Origin of the sequence: Bradyrhizobium mercantei (genome assembly GCF_001982635.1) — a bacterium.
GTDB classification, from domain to species: Bacteria; Pseudomonadota; Alphaproteobacteria; order Rhizobiales; family Xanthobacteraceae; genus Bradyrhizobium; species Bradyrhizobium mercantei.
In genome coordinates, this window is sequence record NZ_MKFI01000004.1 from 667,404 (window position 1) to 690,008 (window position 22,605).

22 protein-coding genes and 1 pseudogene are annotated in these 22,605 nt (G+C 65.6%); 14 read left to right on the plus strand and 9 right to left on the minus strand.

Going from position 1 to position 22,605, the window contains the following annotated elements; all coding sequences use genetic code 11:
* Positions 1 to 86 precede the first annotated feature (86 nt).
* Both puuE and BI327_RS21180 read right to left on the minus strand, forming a co-directional pair.
* The gene (gene puuE, locus BI327_RS21175; protein WP_076862702.1) at positions 87 to 1,025 is read right to left on the minus strand and encodes an allantoinase PuuE; all 939 of its coding nucleotides are present in this window, start codon (positions 1,023 to 1,025) and stop codon (positions 87 to 89) included.
* Between the two features lies 1 nt (position 1,026).
* A complete protein-coding gene (locus BI327_RS21180) occupies positions 1,027 to 1,440 on the minus strand; it encodes a DUF3830 family protein (protein ID WP_050631209.1) in 414 nt (137 codons plus the stop codon).
* Positions 1,441 to 1,645: 205 nt separating this feature from the next.
* On the opposite strand from BI327_RS21180, the gene BI327_RS21185 reads away from it, so the two are divergent.
* The 3 genes from BI327_RS21185 (at position 1,646) to BI327_RS21195 (ending at position 4,001) form a co-directional block, all read left to right on the plus strand.
* A complete protein-coding gene (locus BI327_RS21185; RefSeq protein WP_076862703.1) occupies positions 1,646 to 2,380 on the plus strand; it encodes an SDR family NAD(P)-dependent oxidoreductase in 735 nt (244 codons plus the stop codon).
* Between the two features lie 261 nt (positions 2,381 to 2,641).
* Entirely contained in the window at positions 2,642 to 3,643 is a 1,002-nt protein-coding gene (trpS, locus tag BI327_RS21190) for a tryptophan--tRNA ligase (RefSeq protein WP_076862704.1), read from the plus strand.
* A gap of 157 nt (positions 3,644 to 3,800) precedes the next feature.
* Complete coding sequence (locus BI327_RS21195) at positions 3,801 to 4,001, plus strand: hypothetical protein (protein WP_076863145.1); 201 nt, start codon at positions 3,801 to 3,803, stop codon at positions 3,999 to 4,001.
* 22 nt (positions 4,002 to 4,023) lie between these two features.
* On the opposite strand, the gene BI327_RS21200 is transcribed toward BI327_RS21195, so the two are convergent.
* From BI327_RS21200 to BI327_RS21210, 3 genes are all read right to left on the minus strand, one after another.
* Complete coding sequence (locus BI327_RS21200) at positions 4,024 to 4,914, minus strand: aldose 1-epimerase family protein (RefSeq protein ID WP_076862705.1); 891 nt, start codon at positions 4,912 to 4,914, stop codon at positions 4,024 to 4,026.
* A 112-nt stretch (positions 4,915 to 5,026) separates the two neighbouring features.
* Entirely contained in the window at positions 5,027 to 5,794 is a 768-nt protein-coding gene (locus BI327_RS21205; RefSeq protein WP_076862706.1) for an enoyl-CoA hydratase-related protein, read from the minus strand.
* Positions 5,795 to 5,870: 76 nt separating this feature from the next.
* Positions 5,871 to 6,299 (minus strand): MarR family winged helix-turn-helix transcriptional regulator, encoded by a 429-nt coding sequence (locus BI327_RS21210; protein ID WP_076862707.1) that lies wholly within the window; start codon positions 6,297 to 6,299, stop codon positions 5,871 to 5,873.
* A gap of 256 nt (positions 6,300 to 6,555) precedes the next feature.
* On the opposite strand from BI327_RS21210, the gene BI327_RS21215 reads away from it, so the two are divergent.
* Positions 6,556 to 7,455 (plus strand): CHAD domain-containing protein, encoded by a 900-nt coding sequence (locus tag BI327_RS21215; RefSeq protein ID WP_245334883.1) that lies wholly within the window; start codon positions 6,556 to 6,558, stop codon positions 7,453 to 7,455.
* A gap of 72 nt (positions 7,456 to 7,527) precedes the next feature.
* Positions 7,528 to 8,775: pseudogene (locus tag BI327_RS21220) on the plus strand (SulP family inorganic anion transporter); the annotation flags it as partial.
* Positions 8,776 to 8,804: 29 nt separating this feature from the next.
* Here BI327_RS21220 and BI327_RS21225 read toward each other — a convergent pair.
* Positions 8,805 to 9,815: a LacI family DNA-binding transcriptional regulator gene (locus tag BI327_RS21225; RefSeq protein ID WP_076862709.1), complete on the minus strand. Its 1,011-nt coding sequence runs from the start codon at positions 9,813 to 9,815 to the stop codon at positions 8,805 to 8,807.
* Between the two features lie 97 nt (positions 9,816 to 9,912).
* Between BI327_RS21225 and BI327_RS21230 the strand changes: the two genes are divergently transcribed.
* The 4 genes from BI327_RS21230 to BI327_RS21245 all read left to right on the plus strand — a co-directional run bounded on the left by BI327_RS21230 (position 9,913) and on the right by BI327_RS21245 (position 14,687).
* Positions 9,913 to 10,785 (plus strand): phytanoyl-CoA dioxygenase family protein, encoded by an 873-nt coding sequence (locus tag BI327_RS21230; RefSeq protein WP_076862710.1) that lies wholly within the window; start codon positions 9,913 to 9,915, stop codon positions 10,783 to 10,785.
* Between the two features lie 134 nt (positions 10,786 to 10,919).
* On the plus strand, positions 10,920 to 12,263 hold the full coding sequence (locus BI327_RS21235) for an MFS transporter (RefSeq protein WP_076862711.1): 1,344 nt from the start codon (positions 10,920 to 10,922) through the stop codon (positions 12,261 to 12,263).
* A 3-nt stretch (positions 12,264 to 12,266) separates the two neighbouring features.
* Complete coding sequence (locus BI327_RS21240) at positions 12,267 to 13,127, plus strand: sugar phosphate isomerase/epimerase family protein (RefSeq protein ID WP_076862712.1); 861 nt, start codon at positions 12,267 to 12,269, stop codon at positions 13,125 to 13,127.
* A gap of 108 nt (positions 13,128 to 13,235) precedes the next feature.
* Positions 13,236 to 14,687 carry a hypothetical protein gene (locus BI327_RS21245; RefSeq protein ID WP_245334884.1) on the plus strand — a complete coding sequence of 484 codons (1,452 nt, stop codon included), beginning with the start codon at positions 13,236 to 13,238 and terminating at the stop codon, positions 14,685 to 14,687.
* 15 nt (positions 14,688 to 14,702) lie between these two features.
* Here BI327_RS21245 and BI327_RS21250 read toward each other — a convergent pair whose 3' ends face one another.
* The gene (locus BI327_RS21250; protein ID WP_245334885.1) at positions 14,703 to 15,488 is read right to left on the minus strand and encodes a division plane positioning ATPase MipZ; all 786 of its coding nucleotides are present in this window, start codon (positions 15,486 to 15,488) and stop codon (positions 14,703 to 14,705) included.
* Here BI327_RS21250 and BI327_RS42785 point away from each other — a divergent pair.
* The gene (locus BI327_RS42785) at positions 15,487 to 15,726 is read left to right on the plus strand and encodes a hypothetical protein (RefSeq protein ID WP_167386894.1); all 240 of its coding nucleotides are present in this window, start codon (positions 15,487 to 15,489) and stop codon (positions 15,724 to 15,726) included. The genes BI327_RS21250 and BI327_RS42785 overlap by 2 nt on opposite strands.
* Before the next feature lie 36 nt (positions 15,727 to 15,762).
* Here the strand turns inward: BI327_RS42785 and BI327_RS21255 are convergent, their stop codons facing one another.
* Positions 15,763 to 16,551, minus strand: coding sequence for a crotonase/enoyl-CoA hydratase family protein (locus tag BI327_RS21255; RefSeq protein ID WP_076863149.1), 789 nt, complete (start codon positions 16,549 to 16,551; stop codon positions 15,763 to 15,765).
* Positions 16,552 to 16,655: 104 nt separating this feature from the next.
* On the opposite strand from BI327_RS21255, the gene BI327_RS21260 reads away from it, so the two are divergent.
* From BI327_RS21260 to BI327_RS21275, 4 genes are all read left to right on the plus strand, one after another.
* Complete coding sequence (locus BI327_RS21260; protein ID WP_076862715.1) at positions 16,656 to 17,225, plus strand: TetR/AcrR family transcriptional regulator; 570 nt, start codon at positions 16,656 to 16,658, stop codon at positions 17,223 to 17,225.
* A gap of 37 nt (positions 17,226 to 17,262) precedes the next feature.
* Positions 17,263 to 18,021: an SDR family NAD(P)-dependent oxidoreductase gene (locus BI327_RS21265; protein ID WP_076863151.1), complete on the plus strand. Its 759-nt coding sequence runs from the start codon at positions 17,263 to 17,265 to the stop codon at positions 18,019 to 18,021.
* 112 nt (positions 18,022 to 18,133) lie between these two features.
* Positions 18,134 to 19,057, plus strand: a complete 924-nt coding sequence (locus tag BI327_RS21270) for a glutathione S-transferase family protein (protein ID WP_076862716.1) — start codon at positions 18,134 to 18,136, stop codon at positions 19,055 to 19,057.
* Between the two features lie 227 nt (positions 19,058 to 19,284).
* On the plus strand, positions 19,285 to 20,319 hold the full coding sequence (locus BI327_RS21275; protein ID WP_076863153.1) for an LLM class flavin-dependent oxidoreductase: 1,035 nt from the start codon (positions 19,285 to 19,287) through the stop codon (positions 20,317 to 20,319).
* An 83-nt stretch (positions 20,320 to 20,402) separates the two neighbouring features.
* Here BI327_RS21275 and BI327_RS21280 read toward each other — a convergent pair whose 3' ends face one another.
* Positions 20,403 to 21,956 carry a porin gene (locus BI327_RS21280; RefSeq protein ID WP_076862717.1) on the minus strand — a complete coding sequence of 518 codons (1,554 nt, stop codon included), beginning with the start codon at positions 21,954 to 21,956 and terminating at the stop codon, positions 20,403 to 20,405.
* Between the last annotated feature and the right edge of the window lie 649 nt (positions 21,957 to 22,605).

The following is a 22,605-nucleotide window of genomic DNA, read 5'->3' on the forward strand; positions in this document are numbered from 1 at the left end:
CATCCGTGCAATGCAGCAATTCATCCGATGCAACTCGCTCGGATGTCCGGGATATCGGCGTCAAATCGGTGGACGTGGAACCGTCGCTAGCAGATCTCGAACGCGTCCGCGGCGAGATGCTTCAGATTGGCGTGCCAATGCTCGGCGATCTGAAGCCTCGTCGGCACCCAGACGTGCTCGTGCTTGCCGATGTAGTCGAGGAAGCGCATCAGCGCGGCGGCGCGGCCGGGACGGCCGACCACGCGGCAATGCAGGCCGACCGACATCATCTTGGGAGACGTCGCGCCTTCGGCATAGAGCACGTCGAAACTGTCCTTCAGATAGGTGTAGAACTCGTCGCCGCCGCCGAAGCCCTGGGCGTTGATGAAGCGCATGTCGTTGGCATCGAGCGTGTAGGGGATCACGAGGTGTGGTTCGGTGCCGGCTGCCTTGATCCAGTACGGTAGATCGTCGGCATAGGAATCGCAGAGATAGCGCAGGCCGCCGGCCTCCATCAAAAGCCGCAGCGTGTTGATCGAGGAGCGGCCGGTGTACCAGCCGAGCGGCCGCGCGCCGGTCGCTTCGGTATGGACGGCGATGGCACGCGCGATCTCCGCGCGCTCCTCGTCCTCCGACATGTCCTTGTGCTCGACCCAGCGCAGGCTGTGGCTCGCGATATCCCAGCCCGCCTCCTGCATCGCGGCCACCACATCCGGATTGCGCTTCAGCGCCATCGCGACGCCGAACACCGTGGCCGGCAGCTTCCGCTCGGTGAACATCCGCCACAACCGCCAGAAGCCGGCGCGCGAGCCATATTCGAACATGGTCTCGATGTTGGCGTGGCGCTGACCGACCCAGGGCTGCGCGCCCAGCACATCGGACAGGAACGCTTCCGAGGCGCGATCGCCATGCAGGATGTTGTTCTCGCCGCCCTCCTCGAAATTGACCACGAACTGCACGGCGACGCGCGCAGCGTCGGGCCATTTCGGATCGGGCGGCGTACGGCCGTAGCCGCGGAGATCGCGCGGATAGCGGGCCTCGGTCACATCAGACTTCCTCGAAGCGGATGTTCTGCGCGCCCTTCCACAGCACGGTCTTGCCGAAAGCGGTGAGGTTCTCCAGCCCCGAGGTCAGCGTTATGAAATGATTGCCGGCGAGCTGGCCCATCTTGCTCGCGAAATGCACGCCGCCATAGGCGAGCAGGATCTCGGTCTCGCTGATGCCGCCGGGATAGAGGATGATCTGGCCCGGCGCCGGATAGCTGGTGTGGTTCTCGTAGGAGACACCGAAATCGAGATCGCCGAGCGGCATCCAGACGCCCTCGCCGCTCCAGCGCACATGGATCGCCTGGCTCTCGAACGGCATCGCCTTGCGGAAGGCGGCGACCGTCTTCGGCGCGAGCTGTTCCTCGAAGCGGGCGTCAAAGGTGAAATCGCCGGCGCGGACAATCAGTTTGCTCATCGAACTCTCGTGGGCTGGAAGAAGTGACGCCCCAACCATTGCCGCCGGCCCGCGCCGGACGCAAGGCCGATTCCGGCGGGAGACGGCGGTTTTTCGCCGCTTGACGGTCCCGCAACGCAGATTTGAGCAAAGTTGCGTTGCGGCTCGCGTGCCCGTTTGCGAGCCTCCGAGGATACGACAAGGATACGTCAAACAGGGTGACTAGATGACAACAAGCAGTCTGCACGGACATGTGGCGCTGGTGACCGGCGGCTCGCGCGGCATCGGCGCCGCGATCGTCAAGATGCTGGCGGACGCCGGCGCCGCCGTCGCGATCAATTATCGCGAGCGATCGGCCGAAGCGGAGACGCTGGCGAAAGGCATCACGGCCGCCGGCGGCCGGGCCGTCGCGATCGCCGCCGACGTCTCGGAAGCGGCCGCCGTCACGGGCCTCGTCGAGCGCGCCAAATCCGAGCTCGGCCCGGTCGACATCCTCGTCAACAATGCCGGGATCGCGATCGTCCGGGGCGTCGACGACCTCACCGAAGAGGATTTCGACCGCACCATCACGGTCAATCTCAAATCGGCATTCCTGTGCACCCAAGCCGTGCTGCCGATGATGCGCACAAGGAAATGGGGCCGCATCGTCAACATCTCCTCGGGTGCTGCGCGCGGCGGCGGCTCGATCGGCCCGCATTACAACGCATCCAAGGCGGCCATGGAGGGCATGACCCGCGGCTATGCCGCGCGCCTCGTCAAGGAAGGCATCACCGTCAATGCCGTGGCGCCGTCGCTGATCGAGACCGACATGATGAAGGGGCAGAGTGGCCTGGTCAGCCGGATCCCGGTCGGCCGTTTCGGCACCGCCGAGGAGGTCGCGCAGGCCGTGATGCTGCTGGTCAACAATCCCTATATGACCGGCCAGACCATCGCGATGAGCGGTGGCATGGCGTTCAACTAAAGCGTTTTCAAGCGAAGTGGAGGCCGGTTCGCGTGAAGAAAACGCCTCAAACAACAAGGCTCATTGTCTTGACCGGATCGCAGGTTTGCCCTACGGCTTGCCGCATGAACCGCTCGATCCTGACCGCCAATTTCTGGTGGCTCGCCGACTGACAGGCGGGCCGAACGCGTTCATGCATTTTCGGGGCCGCCGCATCGGGCGGCCTTTTTCATGTCATCAACCCGCATGTGGCGTCCCCATTCAACCGAATGGAGACAACCCATGTCCAAACCGATCATCCTCACCGGCGACCGCACCACCGGCCCGCTGCATCTCGGCCACTACGCCGGCTCGCTCCGCAGCCGCCTTCAGTTTCAGGACAGCCACACGCAATTCCTGCTGCTCGCCGACATGCAGGCGCTGACCGACAATGCGCACGACATCGGCAAGGTCCGCCGCAACGTCATCGAGGTTGCGCTGGATTATCTCGCCGTCGGGATCGATCCCGGGCGAACGTCGATCTGCCTGCAATCGCAGCTTCCCGCGCTCGCGGAATTGTCGATGCTCTATCTCAACCTCGTTACCGTCGCGCGGCTGGAGCGCAATCCCACCATCAAGGACGAGATCCGCGCGCGCGGCTTCGGGCGCGACATCCCGGCGGGCTTCCTGTGCTATCCTGTGGCGCAGGCCGCCGACATCACGGCGTTTCGGGCGACCGTCGTCCCGGTCGGCGAAGACCAGGCACCGCTGATCGAGCAGACCAACGAGATCATCCGGCGCGTCAATGCGCTCGCCGGCCGGCCGCTGCTGCCGGAGGCCGAGGCCATCATTCCGCGCGCGGGACGGCTGCCCGGTGTCGACGGGCGCGCGAAGATGAGCAAGTCCGCCGGCAATGCGATCCCGCTTTCGGCCTCGCCCGATGAAATCTCGGCCGCGGTGCGTGCGATGTTCACCGATCGCGATCATCTGCGCGTCACCGATCCCGGCAAGGTCGAGGGCAATGTCGTCTTCACGTATCTCGACGCGTTCGACGACGATCACCAGGCCGTCGAGGAAATGAAGACCCGCTATCGGCGCGGCGGTCTCGGCGACGTGACCGTCAAGCGGCGGCTTGAAGACATCCTGCAAGCCCTGATCGCGCCGATCCGGACCCGGCGTGCCGAGCTCGCGACCAATCGCGACTATGTCGCCGATGTGATCCGGCATGGAACCCTGCAAGCACGGGAGATCACCGAACGCACCAGGAGCGATGTGATGGCAGGACTGGGCTTGTTCCAGCTCTGAATCCTGTCATCAAACCATGGCAGGAACTGTGCTTGGCTGGAGCAGTTGTCCGTTTGAGCATGATCTCCGCGCAAGCGCCTTTGGCGTTTGTCGCGAGGGAAAACCGCTTCGCACTTTTCCGGATCATGCTGTGGCGAAACCGGATTTGGAGCTTGTCGTGATCGATCCGAAAACGCTTCTCGAACGCGCCGCGCAGCTGACCGATCAGGCCAAGGGCGAGGAAGATGCCGGCATCCGCGAGCGGCTGCTGCGCATGGCCGAGCATTACCGCGATCTCGCCGCGCACGAGGCCTGGGCGCATGAAAACCCGCCATCGGTCGGCGCGCTCACGGATGCGCTCGGCGGTCGCGCGCATTGATCGCGCAAAGCGACGTTCTCCGTCAGCTCACGCGAATGCGATAGCCGAGCGACTGACGCGCGCCGGGCGCGACATGCATCAGGCCGGGCTTGTCGGCGAACTCGCCGTCGAACTCCCCAGGGCTGGCAAAACCGTACCATGGTTCGATGCAAAGGAACGGAGCCCCGCCAACCTTCGACCAGACGCCAAGCTCGCGGAAGCCGCGCCAGGAGATTTCGATCGCCGGGCCTTGCGTGGCTGCTGCCGGGCCCAGGGTCGCCGTGAAGAGGACCGATGTACTTGCGATCTGATCGAAGATCATCGCGTCGTCATCGAACAGCTCCTCCAACAGCGCAAGCGTTCTGCCCTTGACCGGATTGGGTTCAGGCTGCCGCCGCATCAATCCATCCTTCAACCGCCGGATCGGCGCGGATTCAGTCTTGCCGAAGGTCAGCGTGTAAGCCTCCTTCGGCAGCCCCGGCACCAGCGGCCAATTGAACGCGGGATGACCGCCGAGTGAGGCGGGCAACATCTCGTCGCCGGTGTTGATGATCTCGAAGCCGACCTCGAGATCGGCGCCATCAACGGTGTAGGTGACCTCTAGCCTGAACGCGAAAGGATAGCGCGCCCGGGTTTCCGCATCGTCTGACAGCGCGAGCTTGCAGGATCGCGGCCCCTGCTCCAGCCAGGCAAAGCGGCGGTCCCGCGCAAAGCCGTGCTGCGTCATCGGATAGGTCTTGCCACCGTGGCGCAGCGTGTCGTTTTTCAGCCGGCCGACGATCGGGAACAGGATCGGCGCATGGCGCGGCCATTGCGGGCCGGCCTGCCACAACAGTTCCCTCCCCTCGGCGTTGCTGAGCGACGACAATTCAGCGCCCTGGGCCAGGATGGTCGCGGCGATTCCATCGCCGCGCAGGGTGTGACTGTCGCTCATGTTTCGCCTCGCCGGGTTGCGCTCTGCCCTGACACGAGATGTTCGATCATGGTGAAGCCGTCAACCCCGAAGCGATGGGGCCGCCCGCGTGCGGCGGCCCCAAACCTCAAGCCTACCCGGCGATCTTGGAGAAATCCGGCGGGCGTCGCTCGGCGAAGGCGGCAAACGCCTCGCGAGCTTCCGCGCTCTTCAATCGCTCCTGGAAGATTTCGCCCTCGCGCGCCATCTGCGCGCTGATCCTGGCGGGGTCGCGCATCAGCGCCTTGGTGTGCTGGAGCGAGCCGAACGGCCGCTTCGCGAGTGCATCCGCCGCTGCGCGCGCCTTGGCGCGGAGATCCGCGAGCGGCACCAAGGCATTGGCGAGACCGATCGAGACCGCAGTCTCCGCCTCGACCGGCTCGCCGAGCGCGAACATCGCATAGGCCCGCGCATAGCCGATGCGCTGCGGCAGCAGATAGGTCGAGGCCGCCTCCGGCACCAGCGCCAGATTGACGAACGGCGTGATCAGCCGCGCGGTCGGCGCGAGATAGACGAGGTCGCAATGCAGCAGCATGGTGGTGCCGATGCCGACCGCATTGCCCTGCACGGCCGCAACCAGCGGCCGCGTCGCCTTGGCAAGGGCGGCAAGGAATCGCGACACGTGGCGTTCGCCCTGCACGCCGCGCGATACCGCGGCAAAATCGGCGAGATCATTGCCTGCGGTGAAGCTGTCGCCATCGCCCTGGAGCAGCACGGCGCGGATCGAGGAATCGCTTTCCGCGCTCTCGAGCGCGTCAGCCATCGCGCCATACATCGCGTTGGTAATCGCGTTCTTCTTGTCCGGACGCGCCATCGTCACGGTCAGAACGCCATTGTCCAGCGCCACAATCACTTCACTCATGTCTCACTCCTCTGATTGCTACTCGTTTGACGCGTTTTCTTCACGCGAACCGGAATTCGCTTCGCTTGAAAACGCCCTAGACATCTTTCGGAAATTTCTCTTGCAGGCTGGTCAGCCAGCGCGACACCACGTCGATCTCCGCTTCCGAAAATCCGTCCATCAGGCGGTTGTTGATCACCCTGGTCCGCGTCGCGGCGCGCTTGCCGAGCTCCTGCCCCGCCACGGTCAGATGAAGCCGCTGGCTGCGCCCATCCTCGCCATCGCGCCGGCGCTTCACCAGGCCCGCACGTTCCATCCGGTCGGCGAGTCCGGACATCGCCGACGGCACGATGTCGAGCGCCTGCGAGACGTCGCCGATCAGCGCGCCGTCGTTGCGCCCGAGAAAGAACAGCACGCCGGCCTGCGCGGACGTCAGATCGTGCGTCGCCGTTTCCTGATCGATGGCGCGCTGCAGCCGCCGATAGGCCACGGTCAGGAGGAAGATCAGCCGGTGTTCCGCTCTCATGCTGCTGTTATATATTTCGCACGCGAAATATCAAGATAATTCGTACGCGAAATATCCGGCGGTCCGGCGCCTGCGGCGGAGCAAACCCCGCAGATTGACCGGAATGGGCCCGCCGGTTGCGACATTTTGATCGCGTCGCCGGATCGTTGCACTGGGGCGCAGCAAAAAACCCTTGATCGATATCGATCAAACGGGAAATCTTTCCGCCCGGGAGCCGCCGGTTGCGGCGCGACTCCGGCGGGGTCACGAGAGTGTCATGACGTCAGCGGCAAGTCCGGACAGGGAGCGCGTTGTCCGCCCGAAGCGGCCGCGCCATCTCAGCGAGGCCATGCGTTGTGAGACCGCGTTTCGGCTGATCCTGTCGGAATGCCTCGAGGAAGTCTCGACCAACCACGAGGCCATGAGCTCCGGCGATCCGGCCGCGCTCCACCAGACCCGCATCGCACTGACGCGGCTGAAGGCCGCGATCGCCTTCTACGGCCCGATGGTCGCGGACAGTGAATGGACGCGGTTGAAATCCGAGCTGAAATGGCTGCGTGCCCATCTCGGCGCAGCGCGCGACCTCGACGTCGCGATCGACAACAGCAAGGGCCTGCCCGAGGAGCACATGCTCCAGACCGCGCGAACCGACGCGTTCGAGGCGCTCAGGGAGGCGCTGCAAAGCGACCGCTACTGGCAATGGTTCGACGGCATGTGGGACTGGATCGGCAGCGGCCCCTGGACCACGCGGCAGAACCGCCGTGCCGCGCAACGGCGGGCCGTGCCGGTCGCGGTGTTTCACGCACGCCGGCTGGCGCGGTGGCACGGAAAACTGTGCCAGAAGAGCCGCGGGCTGCAGGGTATGGGCAAGAACAAGCGCCACCGGGTTCGCCTCGCCAGCAAGCGGCTGCGCTACGCCATCGAGTTCTCGGAAGGCGGATTGCCCGCCGACGTCTATGCATCGTGGCGGACCGTGCTGAAGCATCTGCGCAAGGGCCAGCAGCTGCTCGGCGAATTGAACGATGACGAGGTCCGTCGCAAGCTGTTCGAGACTGCCGATGCGATTGCGCAGCGCGCCCAGGAGCGCAAGGCCAAGCACCAGCGCGTGCACGAGCGCAAGCGCAAGAGCCGGCTGCTGCGCCGCGCCGCGGACGTCTACCGGAAGATTGCCGAATGAACGCAACTCTTCCCTCTTTCGCAGACAGCGTCCTCGCTGGTTTTCTTCATCTCGTTCCCGGTGGTCATCACCATGCCTGACGGCTCCTCTACGGCGCACCTGTATCGTCCCAAACTCGTGACCACGCTGACCGAAGGTTACGGGCTTGGCGCCTTCCGCCACGACGTGATGGCCGGGCTGACGGTGGCAGTGGTGGCGCTGCCGCTATCGATGGCGATCGCGGTGGCCTCCGGCGTGACGCCGGAGCGCGGACTGTTCACGGCGATCGTCGGCGGCTTCCTGGTCTCGGCACTGGGCGGCAGCCGCTTTCAGATCGGCGGCCCGGCCGGCGCCTTCATCGTGCTCGTCGCGGCAACGACCGCGAAGTTCGGCGTCGAGGGCCTGCTGCTCACCGTGCTGGTGTCCGGCTTGATGCTGACGCTGATCGGCGCGTCGGGACTTGGCTCGCTGATCCGCTACATCCCGCATCCCGTCACTGTCGGCTTCACCTGCGGAATTGCGGTCACCATCCTGGCGAGCCAGCTGCGTGATCTCGGCGGGCTGACGCTTGCAGGTGCCGAGCCCGGGCCGTTCCTGCCGAAGCTCGCGGCGCTCGGCCACGCACTACCGACCCTGAACTGGTCCGCGCTTGCGGTCGGCGCCGGCTCGGCGGCAGTGATCTTCGTGCTGCGCGCCTGGCGGCCGAACTGGCCGGCGATGCTGATCGCGATTGCGATCGCGTCGGTCGCGGCGCTGCTGCTGCACCTGCCGATTGAGACCATCGGCAGCCGGTTTGGCGAAATACCGCGCGGCCTGCCGGTGCCGCATCTGCCGGCCTTCTCATGGGACCTGCTGCTGCAAATCCTGCCGGCATCGCTGTCCTTCACGCTGCTCGGCGGCGTCGAGAGCCTGCTCTCGGCGAAAGTCGCCGACGGCATGACCGGCCGCAAGCACCGCTCCAACATGGAGCTGGTGGCGCAGGGCATCGCCAACGTCGCCTCCGCGTTTTTCGGCGGCATCAGCGTCACCGGCACGATCGCGCGCACCGCGACCAACATCCGGGCCGGCGCGCGCAGCCCGCTATCCGGCATGCTGCATGCGGCGTTCCTGCTCTCATTCATGATCGTGGCCGCGCCGCTTGCGAGCTACATTCCGCTGTCGGCGCTGGCCGGCGTCCTCGTCGTCGTGTGCTGGTACATGGCGGAGAAAGAAGCGTTCGTGCAGCTGATCACGAACCGGCGCGCGGCCGCGGTGCTGCTTCCGACCTTTGGCCTGACGGTTTTCGAGGACCTGACGTTCGGCATCATCTCGGGATGCGTGATCGCGGCGCTATTCGCCGTCTTCGATCGCTGGCGGCGGCGCGACACCAATTAGCCGCTGTCGCGCAGCACCAGCTCGAAGCCGAGATCGATCCGGCGCTCGCCGCCGCGCTCCAGCGTCAAGGTCGCCGCGGTGCGGCCGATGGCGTCGCCATGCACGCTGATCGTGCTCAATGTCGGCGAGATCAGCCGGCCCATTTCGAGATCGCCGAGGCCGATCACGGCGACCGGCTGCGCCGATGCCGGCCCGTCGCGCAGCAGCCCGGCCTTACGCAGCCCCGACATGAAGCCGATCGCATGCGCATCATTGGCGGCGAACACCGCGTCGACGCCGGGCAGGCGTGCATGCGCCGCCACACTGCCGGAATCTTTGCGGTCCAGGATCAATCTGCGCGGCTCGGCAAGACCGCTCGCCAGCGCCTCGTCCCTGTAGCCGAGCCAGCGGCGCGTGCCGCGCGGATCGTCGCCGCCGATGAAGGCGAGCTGCGCGCGTCCCTGCGCAACCAGATGCTTCGCGACGGCGACACCGGCTTTGTAATTGTCGAAGCCCGCGACCGCGTCGATCGGGTTTGCCGGCAGATCCCAGGTCTCGACGATCGGGACGCGCGCGTTGCGCAGCAGGCGACTGCCCTCCTCCGTCGCCGGCGAGCCGACCATGATGATCGCCTCGGGGCGCCGCGACAGCAGCGCCGCCAGCATGCGGTCCTCGCGCGCCGCGTCATAGCGCGACTGCGCCAGGATCACGGAGAAGCCGAGCGGCTCGAGCTTGTCGGACAGGCCCTGCACCGTGTCGGCGAAGATCGAGTTGGCGATGGTCGGCACCAGCACGCCGACCGAATTGGTCCGCGCGCTCGCCAGCGCACCGGCCACCAGGTTCGGGATGTAGCCGAGATCGCGCATCGCCTGCTCGACCCGCGCCCGGGTCTCCGGCGCAACCAGGTCGGGCATCCGCACCACCCGGCTCACCGTGATCGAGGAGACGCCGGCGCGCTTGGCCACCTCTGACAGGGTGGGCGCGGCACCGGGCGGGCCGGTCGCGGGATCGGTCAGTTCGGAGCTCATGACGGGAGCCTGCACGATTCCAGGTTGCCAAGCCATGATGTTAGCGCTAGCATTACCTCATGTTAGCGCTAACATGGAACAAAAAGGGAGAAACGGCATGATTTCGGACGAGCAGGCCCAGGCATACAAACGCGACGGGGTGATCGTGGTCCCCGAGGTGCTCAACCAGGAGACCCTCGCCAAGGTGCGCACGGTGCTCGCGGAGCTGGTGGCCGGCGCCGCCAGCGTGACCGAGCACACCGACGTCTACGACCTCGAGCCGGGCCATACGCCGGAGACCCCGCGGGTCCGCCGCATCAAGGCGCCGCACAAGGTGCACCCGATCTTCGACGAGATCGTCCGCAGCCCCGCCGTGATCTCGATCCTGACCAGGCTGATCGGCCCCGGGCTTCGCCTGCACGGCTCCAAGCTCAACATGAAGTCGGCACAATACGGCTCACCGGTCGAGTGGCATCAGGACTGGGCGTTCTATCCGCACACCAATGACGACATCCTCGCGATCGGCGTCTTGCTCGACGATTGCGATATCGAGAACGGCCCGATGCTGGTGACGCCGGGCACGCACACCGGCGACACGATGTGGGATCATCACGGCGAGGACGGCCACTTCGCCGGCCTGATCGATCCGGACCAGATCGAGGGCGACATCAAGCGCGCGGTGCCCTGCATGGGCAAGGCTGGCAGCATGTCGTTCCATCACGTCCGCGCGCTGCACGGCTCGGCGACCAACACCTCGAACCGGCCGCGCAACCTGCTGCTCTATGAAGTCGCCGCCAGCGACGCCTGGCCGCTGATGGGCGTGAAGGATTTCGACGAGTTCAACAGCCGCCTGCTGGCGGGTCCGCCGGTGGTCGCGCCGCGGCTGACCGACGTGCCGGTGCGGATGCCGCTGCCGCCGGCCAAGCGGCAGGGATCGATCTACGAGACCCAGTCGGCGTCGAAGAAATCCTACTTCACGCGCGCTGCCTGAAGACGACGACAATGCCCGCGGCCACGCCGCGGGCATTGCTGCTTTCACGAGCATGATCCGGAAAAGTGGGCACCGGTTTTCCGAAAGATCATGCTCAAGAGAAGACCATAAAAACAGACACAACGGGGAAACGAATGACCAAGATGGCAGATGGCGCCAGCAAATCGCGCCTGCGTGTGATTCTTGCAGCCAGCATCGGCTCCGCGCTCGAATGGTACGACTTCTTCCTGTACGGCACCGCCGCCGCGCTGGTGTTCGGCGAATTGTTCTTTCCAAAGAGCGATCCTGTGGTCGGCACGCTGCTGTCGTTCCTGACCTTCGGTGTCGGCTTCGTGGTGCGGCCGTTCGGCGGCCTGTTGTTCGGCATCCTCGGCGACCGCTATGGCCGCAAGCCGGTGCTGGTTGCCACGCTGCTGATGATCGGCATCGGCACCACCGCGATCGGCTTCCTGCCGACCTATGCGCAGATCGGCATCTGGGCGCCGGTGCTGCTGGTCGCGATGCGCGTCATCCAGGGGCTCGGCGCCGGCGCCGAGTATGGCGGCGCGGTGATCTATCTGGTCGAGAACGCGCCGCCGAAGCATCGCGGCTTCTGGGGCGGCTTCGCGCCGCTCGGCGTCTCCGTCGGCAATCTGCTCGCCGCCGGCGCCTTCGCGCTGGTGACGATGCTGCCGCGCGAGGATCTGATGAGCTGGGGCTGGCGCTTGCCCTTCCTGGCGAGCTTCCTGTTGATCGTCGTCGGCATCTTCGTCCGCATGCGCATCACCGAGACGCCGGTTTATACCGAGGCGGTGGTGGCGCGCGGCAAGGTCGAGAGCAATCCCGCGATGGAAGCGTTGCGCCAGCACCCGCGCAACTTCCTCGTCGTGCTCGGCGCACGGATGGCCGAAAACGGGCTCGGCTATTTCTTCCCGGTGTTCGGTCTGAGCTACGTCATCACGACGCTCGGCGTGCCGAAAGCCGAGGCGCTCAGCGCGCTGATGCTGGCGTTCACGGTCGAGCTGTTCGCGATCCTCGGCTTTGCGGCCTTGTCTGACAGGATCGGACGGCGGCCGGTCTACATGTTCGGCGCGCTGGCCGGCGTGGCGCTCGCCTTCCCGTTCTTCTGGATGGTCGGCACCAAGGAATGGATCATGATCGCGCTCGCCTTCATCCTGGCGCGCGCCGTGGTGACGGCGGCAATGTTCGGGCCGCAGGCGGCGTACTTCGCCGAGCTGTTCCCGCCGCAGCGCCGTTTCGCCGGCTTCGCCTTCGCCCGCGAACTCGGCTCGCTGCTGTCGGGCGGCCCGGCGCCGTTCGTCGCCACCGCGCTGGTGGCGGCTTACGGCACCTGGTGGCCGGTCGCCTGCTACGCGATGTTCCTATCGGCCTGCACCGTGGTCGCGATCTGGATCGGGCCCGAGACCTATCAGGAGAACATCGCCTCCGACGCAAGCGAACATGCCGAGCTGCCCGCGGCGATCCCGGCGCGGGCCTGATCGGTGGCGCAGCAACTGCGTGTCCTGCAGTCGCTCTGGGCAATGGAGCGGCGGCTGGAAGATGAGGACGAATGGCCGCTGCAAACCCAGCTCGCGATGATCCGCGATGCCGGGTTTGACGGCGCCGGCGTGCGCTTCATCGATCCGGCCTTTGCGCACGAGGTGACGAGCTTCCTTCGCGCGCATGGCATGATCTGGCAGGCGCAATGCTACCCGAAGAGCGTCGACGACCTGAAGCCGGTGCTCGAGCTGGTTGCCCGGCTCGGCGCCGATCATGTCAATTTGCAGCCGGACGTCCGACCGCGCCGGCTCGCCGATTGTATTCCCCTGCTCGAGGGCTGGCGTCGGCTCGCGGCCGAGGCCGGCGTCGCCGTGCATGTCGAGACCCATCGCGACCGCATGACGACCGACCTGTTCTTTATGCTCGACCTGCTCGATTGCTTCCCCGATCTGCGGCTGACCGCCGATCCCTCGCATTACCAGGTCGGTCGCGAATTCGCCTGGCCGGTCGACGACGCCAACCACGCGATGATCCATCGCATCCTCGACCATGCCTGGGGCATCCATGGCCGCATTGCGAGCCGCGAGCAGGTGCAGATCTCGCTCGGCTTCCCGCAGCACCAGGGCTGGGTGTCGCTGTTTATGGATTGGTGGGACTACGGCATGCGTTCCTGGCGCAAGCGCGCCGGGCCCGATGCGACCCTGACCTTCCTGTGCGAGCTCGGTCCGCCGCCCTATGCGATCACCGGTCCCGACGGGCGGGAATTGTCCGACCGCTGGCAAGACGCGCTGGTCATGAAGGACATGATCCGCACGCTGTGGGATCGCATTGCAAGCGAGCCGCAAGGCCCGCTCCAGCGTTGATTCAGACGAGCCGCGGCGGCATTCTGACGTGACATGCCGCTCAGACCTCCGCGAGGACCCCTGCGCAACCACCGGGCCGATCCGCTTCGACGCCTCGCGCGCGTCGTCGTGCCGGCTATTGCCACCCTCCTCTGCACGACGGTGATCGCAGCGGAACGGACGCTCGATGTCGCGACCATGCCGCGCGTCGCGACCATCGACCCACGCTTCCAGTCCTACAACATCGAAATGGTCGAGGTGACCGGCGGGCGGTTCTGGAAGCCCTATGGAGCCGGCGGCGCAAAGGTGGACCGGTTCGCCGCGCGCCCGCCGATCGATCTACACGACGGCAGGCTGCGCAAGCTCGCAGCCGCCCTCTCGCCTGCATATCTGCGCGTCAGCGGAACCTGGGCCAACAGCACCTTCTTTGCGGATTCCGGGACGCCACCGGCTGCCCCGCCGGACGGCTTCAAGGGCGTGCTGACGCGACAGCAATGGCTTGACGTGATCGACTTCGCGCACGCCGTCGGCAGTCTCATCGTCACCTCCTTTGCGATCAGCGCGGGCGCGCGTGACGCTGCGGGGCGATGGAATCCCGACCAGGCGCGGCGCCTTCTCACCTTCACGCGATCGGCAGGCGGCCAGATTGCCGCGGCCGAGTTCATGAACGAGCCCGATCTGCCGGCGATCGGCGGCGCGCCCGACCGTTACAGTGCGGCGGCCTATGGCCGGGATTTTGCCGCGTTTCGTGCCTTCATGCAGGCAACCGCGCCCGACGTGAAAATCCTCGGCCCAGGCACGATCGGCACCGGCGCGGAGGCTCGCGCGCGCTTCGCCGTATCGGCGGAAGGTGTCGGCGCGGTCTCCTATCATCATTACGGCGCCCTCTCGGCGCGATGCGGCGGCGATCGCACGGCGAAGCAGGCCTTGTCGGACGAATGGCTGGCGCGAACCGGCAAGACACTCGCCTTCTACCAATCGCTGCGCGACCGGCTTGCGCCGGGCAGGCCGGTCTGGCTGACCGAGACCGCGGAGACCGCATGCGGCGGCAACCGTTGGGCGGCGACCTTCACCGATACGTTCCGCTACCTCGATCAACTCGGGCGGCTCGCCAAGGCCGGCGTACAGGTGGTGATGCACAACACGCTGGCCGCGAGCGACTATGGGCTGCTCGACGAGCGAACGCATCTGCCGCGGCCGAACTACTGGGCCGCGCTGCTATGGCGACGCTTGATGGGAACCACCGTGCTCGATGCCGGCGTGCCCGGGCAGCCCGGCTTCCATGTCTATGCGCATTGCGCGCGCGACATCCCTGATGGAATAGCCCTGCTCGTCATCAACAATGATCGGCTAGCGGAGCACAAGCTGACGCTGTCAGACACTTCGCAACGCTACACGCTGGCAAGCGCATCGCCTGCCGACGGCAACGTGCAGCTCAATGGCGGCACGCTGGCGCTTGGGGCTTCCGACCAGATTCCCACCCTGAATGGCGACGCAGCCGCGGCAGGAACGGTCGTCTTCGCGCCCGCAACGATCACGTTCCTGACCGTTGCCAACGCGGGCAACGCCAACTGCCGGTAGCGAGACGACGTCGCCTTACGCCGCGTCGCGGCTGGCGTCGGAGGACGCCGCCGGGCGTACTACCAGATGGCCGAGCATGATCGCGGTCATCAGCCGCTCCATCTCGAGCCATGCAGTGACATGCGACATGGTCGGCCGGCCACCGAGCGCGAGCTGATTGACGTCGTCGACCGCCGTCAGACCGCGCGGATAGAATTCGCGAAAGATCACGCGCTCGGCCAGGCCGTCGACCAGGCGGAAATTCAGCGTCTTCGACAGCTCGCTGAGGGCTTCGCCGACCAGGCGCTTGTTGCGCGAACCGAGCGTGGAGAGACGGTTGCGCAGCACCACCCATTCGAATGCCGGCTGATCGTTTGCGCTGCGCTGGCGCCGCGCCTCCTCCACCATCTTCGAATAGTGGCTGATGCCGGTGACCTTGAATTCGTTCGGATCGACGGTGCCGAGCACGTCGAAGTCGATGAAGCTGTCGTTCAGCGGCGTGATCAGCGTGTTCGCCAGCGAATGCGTGAATGTCGTCAGATAGGTGTCATGGCCAGGGCAATCGATGACGACGAAGTCGTGCGACCTACCGAGCCGCTCGACGATCTCGGCAAGCGCGCTGCGCCCGAGCGTCTCGACCTCGCTGCTCCTGCCGCTCACCGTCTCGAAGCACATATGCGTCGGAACGCCGAGCTCGAGCGAGGACTCCCGCGCCCAGTCGCGGCGATTCTCGACGTAGTGCGTCAGCGATTTCTGCTTGTTGTCGAGATCGATGGTGGCGACACGCTGACCCGCCTTGATCAGCGCGACGGCGACGTGCATGGCAATTGTCGACTTGCCAGAGCCGCCCTTGTTGTTTCCTACAACGATTACGCGTGCGTTTGTCATGGGAATCCCTATCGGACGCTTGAGTCAACGCAGGACGAAATGGAATTTAATGAATGATTCGAATCTCCCTGATTCGACGAATCTCGACAAGAGTCGTCGCAACATCGACGTGATCGAAATTCAGCCGGTTGCGACAACATTGTCACAACCGTACTGGGTGCACGTATCGTGAACGCAATGCACGTTTCAGGGACTAGCGCCCCGGGGACTAGCGCCCCTGAAACACGGCCGCGCGGCGTTCCACGAACGACTTGATGCCCTCGGCCGCATCCGACGTGTTGAGCACGCGTTCGCGGATTTGCGGAATGATCGCAATTGCCGCCTGCTCACCGGCTTCGATGAACTTGCGGCCCGCCTCCTTCGTCACCTGGATTCCAAGCGGCGCATTGCGCGCGATGATCGCCGCGAGCGCCATCGCGCGTTCGATCTGCTGACCGGCCGGCACGACCTCCTGCACGAGGCCGATCCGATGCGCCTCAGCCGCGGAGAACTCGTCGCACAGCAGCAGGTGATACATCGCATCGCCCCACCCGGCGCGGCTGATGTAGCGGAAATGCGCGCCCGCCAGCGGCGCGATGCCGCGCTTGGCTTCCATCTGGCAGAAGCGGCTGTCGTCCGCGGCAATGACGATGTCACCGGCCAGCATCATCTCGATGCCGACGGTGAACACGATGCCCTGCACCGCCGTGACGATCGGCTTCCGGCACCGCTTCGACAATCCAAAGGGATCGACGTTGCCCTCCGGCAGCGGCTTGCGGCTCGCCGTCGGGCCGAAGAATTTCGGCATGTCGAGACCGGCCGTGAAGCTGCCGCCGGCGGCACAGAGCACGCCGACCCAGAGGCCATCGTCATTGTCGAGCAGCGTCAGCGCGTCGGACAGTTCGGCCATCATCTCCGGGCTGAAGGCGTTCTTCTTCGCGGGATTGTCGATGATGATCTTCAGGATGCGGTCGTGCCGCTCGTGGCGGACCCGCCCTTCGCTCGCGCTGCCGGACATCTGTTCCTCCCTGCTTTGTGACTGAATATTTTCTGGATGATAGTTGTCATCCAGATGCATGATGGTCATAATCCAGAACGAGAGTCAAACAGGGGCACTGTGAGATGGGCCATTCCCAGGCCGACAAGGCCAGGAGCCGTGAGCGCATTCTGAACGAGGCGGCAACGCAGATCCGCGACAAGGGGCTCGAGGCGCTCAGCATCGGCGGCCTGATGCAGCAGGTGAAGCTGACCCATGGCGGCTTCTACGGACACTTCGCCTCGCGTTCCGAGCTGATCGCCGCGGCGCTGGAACAGGCGCTGAATGCAGGCGAAGCGTCGGCGCACGCCGCGCGCGATCCCGACAAGCCGGTCAGCATCAACGCGCTGGTGCGGAGCTATCTCAGCCGCAGCCATCGCGACCAGCCGAAGTCGGGCTGCGCGATCGGCGCACTGATCTCGGATGTCGGCCGCGCCGACGCGCAGTGCCGCGCGGTGATGGAGCCGCACATCGAAGCCTTCATCGCCAAGGTCGCCGAGACGCTCGGCGACGATGACGACAGCAACGCGGTCGTCGCCGTCAGCGCGATGGTCGGCGCACTCGCGATCTCGCGGGTCCTCACCGATCAGAAGCGGTCCGACGCGGTCTTGCGCACGGTGCGCGACGGCATCGTCGCGATGGCGTCAGACGAATGATTGCGCCCGCGCCGCGGGCACCTTGATGGAGCGAGCCATGAACGACCGATCCACCCTCGAGCCGACGGCTGTGCAGGGCAGCGTGCTGATATCAGGCGTCGGCGCATCGAACGGCCTCGGTGCCGCGATCGCGCGACGCTTTGCGGCCGGCGGCTATCCCGTCGCGATCGCCGGGCGCAACGCCGAGAAACTGGCTGCAACCGCCGCGGAGCTCGCGGCTGACGGCGCCAGGGTCACTCACGTCGTCGGCGATGCCTCCAGCGCAGCCGACGTTGCGCGTTTCGTCGAGGCTGCGCAAAAGCTCGCGCCGCTCGCGATGGCCGTGCACAATGCGGGCTCCAACCGGCCCGCCCCGTTCCTCAAGGTCAGCGAGCAGCGCTTCGAGGAGCACTGGCGCGAACACGCGCTCGGCGGTTTCCAGCTCGCGCAGGCCGCGATCCCTGCCCTGCTGGCGCGCGGCGGCGGCACGCTGGTGTTCACCGGCGCCAGCGGCTCGCTGCGCGGCAAGGCCAACTATTCACCCTTCGCCGCCGCCAAGGCCGCGCTGCGCGCGCTGGCGCAGAGCGTGGCGCGGGAATTCGGGCCGCAGGGCATTCATGTCGGTCACGTCGTGGTCGACGGCGGCATCGAGGGCGATCGTCTGCTGAGCATACGCCCGCAATTGAAAGACGATCGCGGGCCGGATGGCATGCTGAACATCGCGGCGATCGCCGAGGCCTATTGGGTCCTGCATCACCAGCATCGCAGCGCCTGGACGCTGGAGCTCGACCTGCGGCCATGGGCGGAGCAGTTCTGACGGGCACCGCGCCGCCGTCATTCTCCGAGGGAAATGGGTTGCGATCCGCCGAAATCTTGTCAGGCTATGCGACAAGATCCGAGACGATCGCACCCCGTCCCAGGAAAAGGCCATGTCGCAGCCCACGCCGATCCTGCATCATTTCGATCAGTCGCCGTTCTCCGAGAAGATCCGCATCATCTTCGGATTCAAGAAGCTCGCCTGGAATTCGGTGCGGATTTCCCGGATCATGCCGCGGCCGGACCTGATGCCGATGACCGGCGGCTATCGCCGCACGCCGACGATGCAGATCGGCGCGGACATCTATTGCGATACCCAGATCATCATCCGCGAGCTGGAGCGGCGCTATCCGGCGCCGACACTGTTTCCCGCAGGCAATGCCGGCATGCCCTGGGCACTCGGCATGTGGACCGACCGGCCGTTCTTCCAGAACGCGGTCAACCTGGTGTTCGGCTTCATCGGCGACAAGGTGCCACGGGATTTCATCGAGGATCGCGAGAAGCTGCGCGGCGGCAAGTTCGACGTCGCTGCGATGACCGCGGCGCTGCCGCAGATGCGCGACCAGTTCCGCGCCAATATCGACTGGATCGAGGCGCAACTCGGCGACAACAGGCCGTGGCTGTTCGGCGAGTTCAGCCTGGCCGATGTCAGCGCTTATATGAACGTGTGGTACGCGCGGCAGAGCCTCGCCACGATGGACGAGCTCATGAAGCCGTTCCCACACGTCGCGGCGTGGGAGCAGCGCATCCGCGCCATCGGCCACGGAATGCGCACCGAGATGTCGTCGGCCGACGCACTCGAGATCGCGGCGAAGGCGCGGCCGGAATCGCCCGTTGCCGCCGACCCCGCGGATCCGAACGGTCGCAAGCCCGGCGACATCGTCGCCGTGATGCCGGACGACTACGGCAAGATCCCGGTGCGCGGCGAGATCGTCTCGCTGTCGGCGCAGCACATCGCGATCCGCCGGTCCGACGAACGCGCCGGCGAGGTCGTGGTGCATTTCCCGCGCGCCGGCTTCCTGGTCGTCCCGGGCTGATCGCCACAGGCACGGCCACCGGCTGCACCCGGGCGGGTCTGGAAACCCAGCGTTTCGCGGCGTGACCTTGCCGGGCCACCGAACCGGCAATACCTCACGGCTATCTCCAACCCAAGGCTCCACAGCGCAGGCTTGCGGACATCTCCGCAGCAACACGACCTCTCGGCCTGCGTGCGATGGGTGGCCCGTGGCGGATGCTCCGCCACGCCGACAAACTGGACTATGTGATGACGACCTCCGTCGAATTCGGGCTCGATACATTTGGCGACGTCACCAACGACGCCGCCGGCGCGCCGCTTTCCCACGCCCAGGTAATCCGCAACGTCGTCGACGAGGCGGTGCTGGCCGATCAGCTCGGGATCGATTTCATCGGGCTTGGCGAGCACCACCGGGCCGATTTTGCGATTTCCTCCCCCGAGACCGTGCTGGCGGCGATCGCCGCGCGTACCAAGGACATCCGCCTCGGCTCGGCGGTGACCGTGCTGAGCTCGGACGACCCGATCCGCGTTTTCCAGCGCTTCGCCACCGTCGACGCGGTCTCGAACGGCCGCGCCGAGGTGATCCTCGGCCGCGGCTCGTTCACCGAATCGTTCCCGCTGTTCGGCTTCGACCTCAGGCAATACAGCGAGCTGTTCGAGGAGAAGCTCGATCTGTTCACCGAGCTCCTGAAGCAGGAGCCGGTGACCTGGCAGGGCAAGTTGCGGCCGCCGCTCAAGGGCCAGTCGGTCTATCCGCCGGTCGAGCACGGCCGGCTGAAGACCTGGATCGGCGTCGGCGGCAGCCCCGAATCGGTGGTGCGCGCGGCGCATTACGACCTGCCGCTGATGCTTGCCATCATCGGCGGCGATCCAAAGCGCTTTGCGCCCTATGTCGACCTGCACCAGCGCGCCTACCAGCAGTTCGGCCGGACGCCGCAGCCGATCGGCGTGCATTCGCCGGGCTATGTCGCCGAGACCGACGCGCAGGCCCGCGAGGAGCTGTGGCCGGACTACAAGGTGATGCGTGACCGGATCGGCAAGGAGCGCGGCTGGCCGCCGATGAGCCGCGACGAGTTCGTGGCTGAGGCCGAGCACGGCTCGCTCTATGTCGGCGCGCCGGAAACCGTGGCCCGCAAGATCGCGGCGACGGTGAAGGCGCTCGGCGCGGCACGCTTCCAGCTGAAATACTCGGCCGGCCCGCTGCCGCACGAGAAGCTGATGAAGAGCATCGAGCTCTACGGCAGCAAGGTGGTGCCGATGGTGCGCGACATGCTCGCCGCCTGACGGCGCGCGGTCGCATCACAAAGCAAAACCCCCGGCGTTTTGGCGCCGGGGGCTCTGTTAGATCACAATCAGATCAACCGGAATTACCAGTTGCGCTGAGCGCGGAGCAGAAGGGTGTAGGTGTTCTGATCCTTCAGCTCGTACACAGTGCCCGGCTTGCCGATGCCGGCGCTGCCGGGATAGGTGATCGTGCCGCCGAAGCTCTGATCCAAGCGGGTGTAGGTGAAGTCTGCCGAGAAGGTCAGGTTCTTAACCGGGGTCCACTGGGTCTGCGTGCCGATCTGGGCGATGTTGTAGTCCGGGTTGCACGAGGTCAGGCCGGCGGTGCCGAACACGGCGCCGAACGAACCGCCAACACCATTGCCGGCCGGGCCGCAGATGTAGCCCTTGGCAGTGCTGTTGTAGTTAACCTGGGCCCAGGCACCGTAGATGCTGGTGTTCCAGTTCGGGTTCCAGTTGTGCACGTAGGCACCGCGGAAGCCGTAGGTCGTGATCAACTGCTGCGAACCACCGTTGATGAACACGGAGTCGGGCGCAATGCCGAGGCCGATGCTCTGGTAGGCGCCGGGAACGTTGGTTCCGCCGAACACAGTGGCCGCACCAGCCAGGCCCGCGAGGTCCTGAATGTTGTAGCGGGTCGCACCGTTGGTGTAGACACCCTGCAAGTTGATGGTGTCGCCAGGTCCGGTCGGGATGTTCTTGATCGACAAGGCCAATTGACCAGCCCAGCCCCACTTGTCGTCCGGATGACCGGTCAACTCAGTGCCGCCGTAGTAGGCCGCGTGGTTGTCATGCGCCGCGAACGACGCCTGGAACAGACCCCAAGCCTGATCGACGCGCAGCATCGCGACGAGGTCCGGAGCGATCGTGCCGGCATAGTCGGCGGTGCCGAACGGGCCGAGCGCGCCCGGAGCGACGCCGAGGTTGTTGACGCCAGCCTGATAGTACTGGGTCTGATCCTGAGCCGACAGTGACAGCGACACGCCGTTGCCGAACTGCGCGGTGTAGGTGAACTGGTTCACACCAGTGACCGAGCCGCCGCCGCCGACGAGACCGTCGAAGCTGTTGCCCGGATAGGCCGTCCACGGAGCCGAGAACTGCGAGACCGCCTTACCGATGGTGAAGCCGGCGAACTGGATGAAGGCGTAGTAGACGCCGACCGTACCAGCCGCAACCGCGCCAGCGTTGGCGTTGTTCGGTGCCGAAGCCGCGCCGATCGCCGAGTAGATGGACGTGCCGTTGCCCTGACCGACGTAGCTGTCCGTGGTCCAGCTGAAGGTCGCATCGAAGAAGGTGCGGACCACGCCGTACTCGGTCGCGGTGCGCGTATCGATGTTCAGGTCTTCACGAGAGCGCCAGGTGTAGCCGTTGGTGAAACGGTTGTTCGCACCGGCGGGGCCGCCCGTGTTGCCGATCGCGTCGACGTTGCCGTTCGCCACGACGTCCACGCGCAAGTAGCCGCCCAGCTTGATACAGGTGTCGGTGCCCGGGATGTAGTAGAAACCGGGACCATACAGGGAGCAAACCTTCACGTACTCGACCGCTTTGGCCTTGACGGGAAGATCGGCCGCCTGAGCTCCGCCGACCGCGACGAGAGCCGCCGCCGAGCCGAGGATAAGGCTCTTAACCATCTTCATGTTAAACCTCCAAGTTGCTCTATCTCAGGGAAGGTTCCGGATCCGCCGGGTAAAACACCCTCAGGTTGGTTCCCTTTGTCCCTTAAATCCCCGCTCAGTCGCTTCGCGCCTTCGGACACACCCGCATGAACGCGAGGGACTTAAGCGAACCACCTAAAACGGGACGACCTTGGGATGCCCCCCTCCGTCGCAGTTCCATATGAGACAGAAGGCCCCCGATCACGCAACAAAAGACCGCTCGGTTTGGGTCGAGTTGCGGCTGTTTTCGGGCAAATGTTGCACAAATATCACGGGCAATTGAACCGCGACGCGCCCGCAAGCTGTTGAAATATATGTAGAATATTTAAGTTACCGTTGGCGGGCACAAGTTTGGGCAACACCGGGCGGAACGGTGTGCAAAACGGGTAGTCCTACGGATAAAGCGAAATTCGCAGCCGGTTTCGGCGCCGCTGATTCCGGCTCCTTCGGCCAGATTCTGGTCAGAAAATACCGTTATCTGAACGACATAGCCTGCCCCGGATACCGCCGACTCGCGCCTGGAAGGGGGCATTCCGATGGCTCGGACGAGGCCAGGAGACGGCGGGCGGACCGCGCGATGTGAGTAGCGAAGCTACATGTCAGAGAGATGTCAGCGCGTCTGATCGGACCC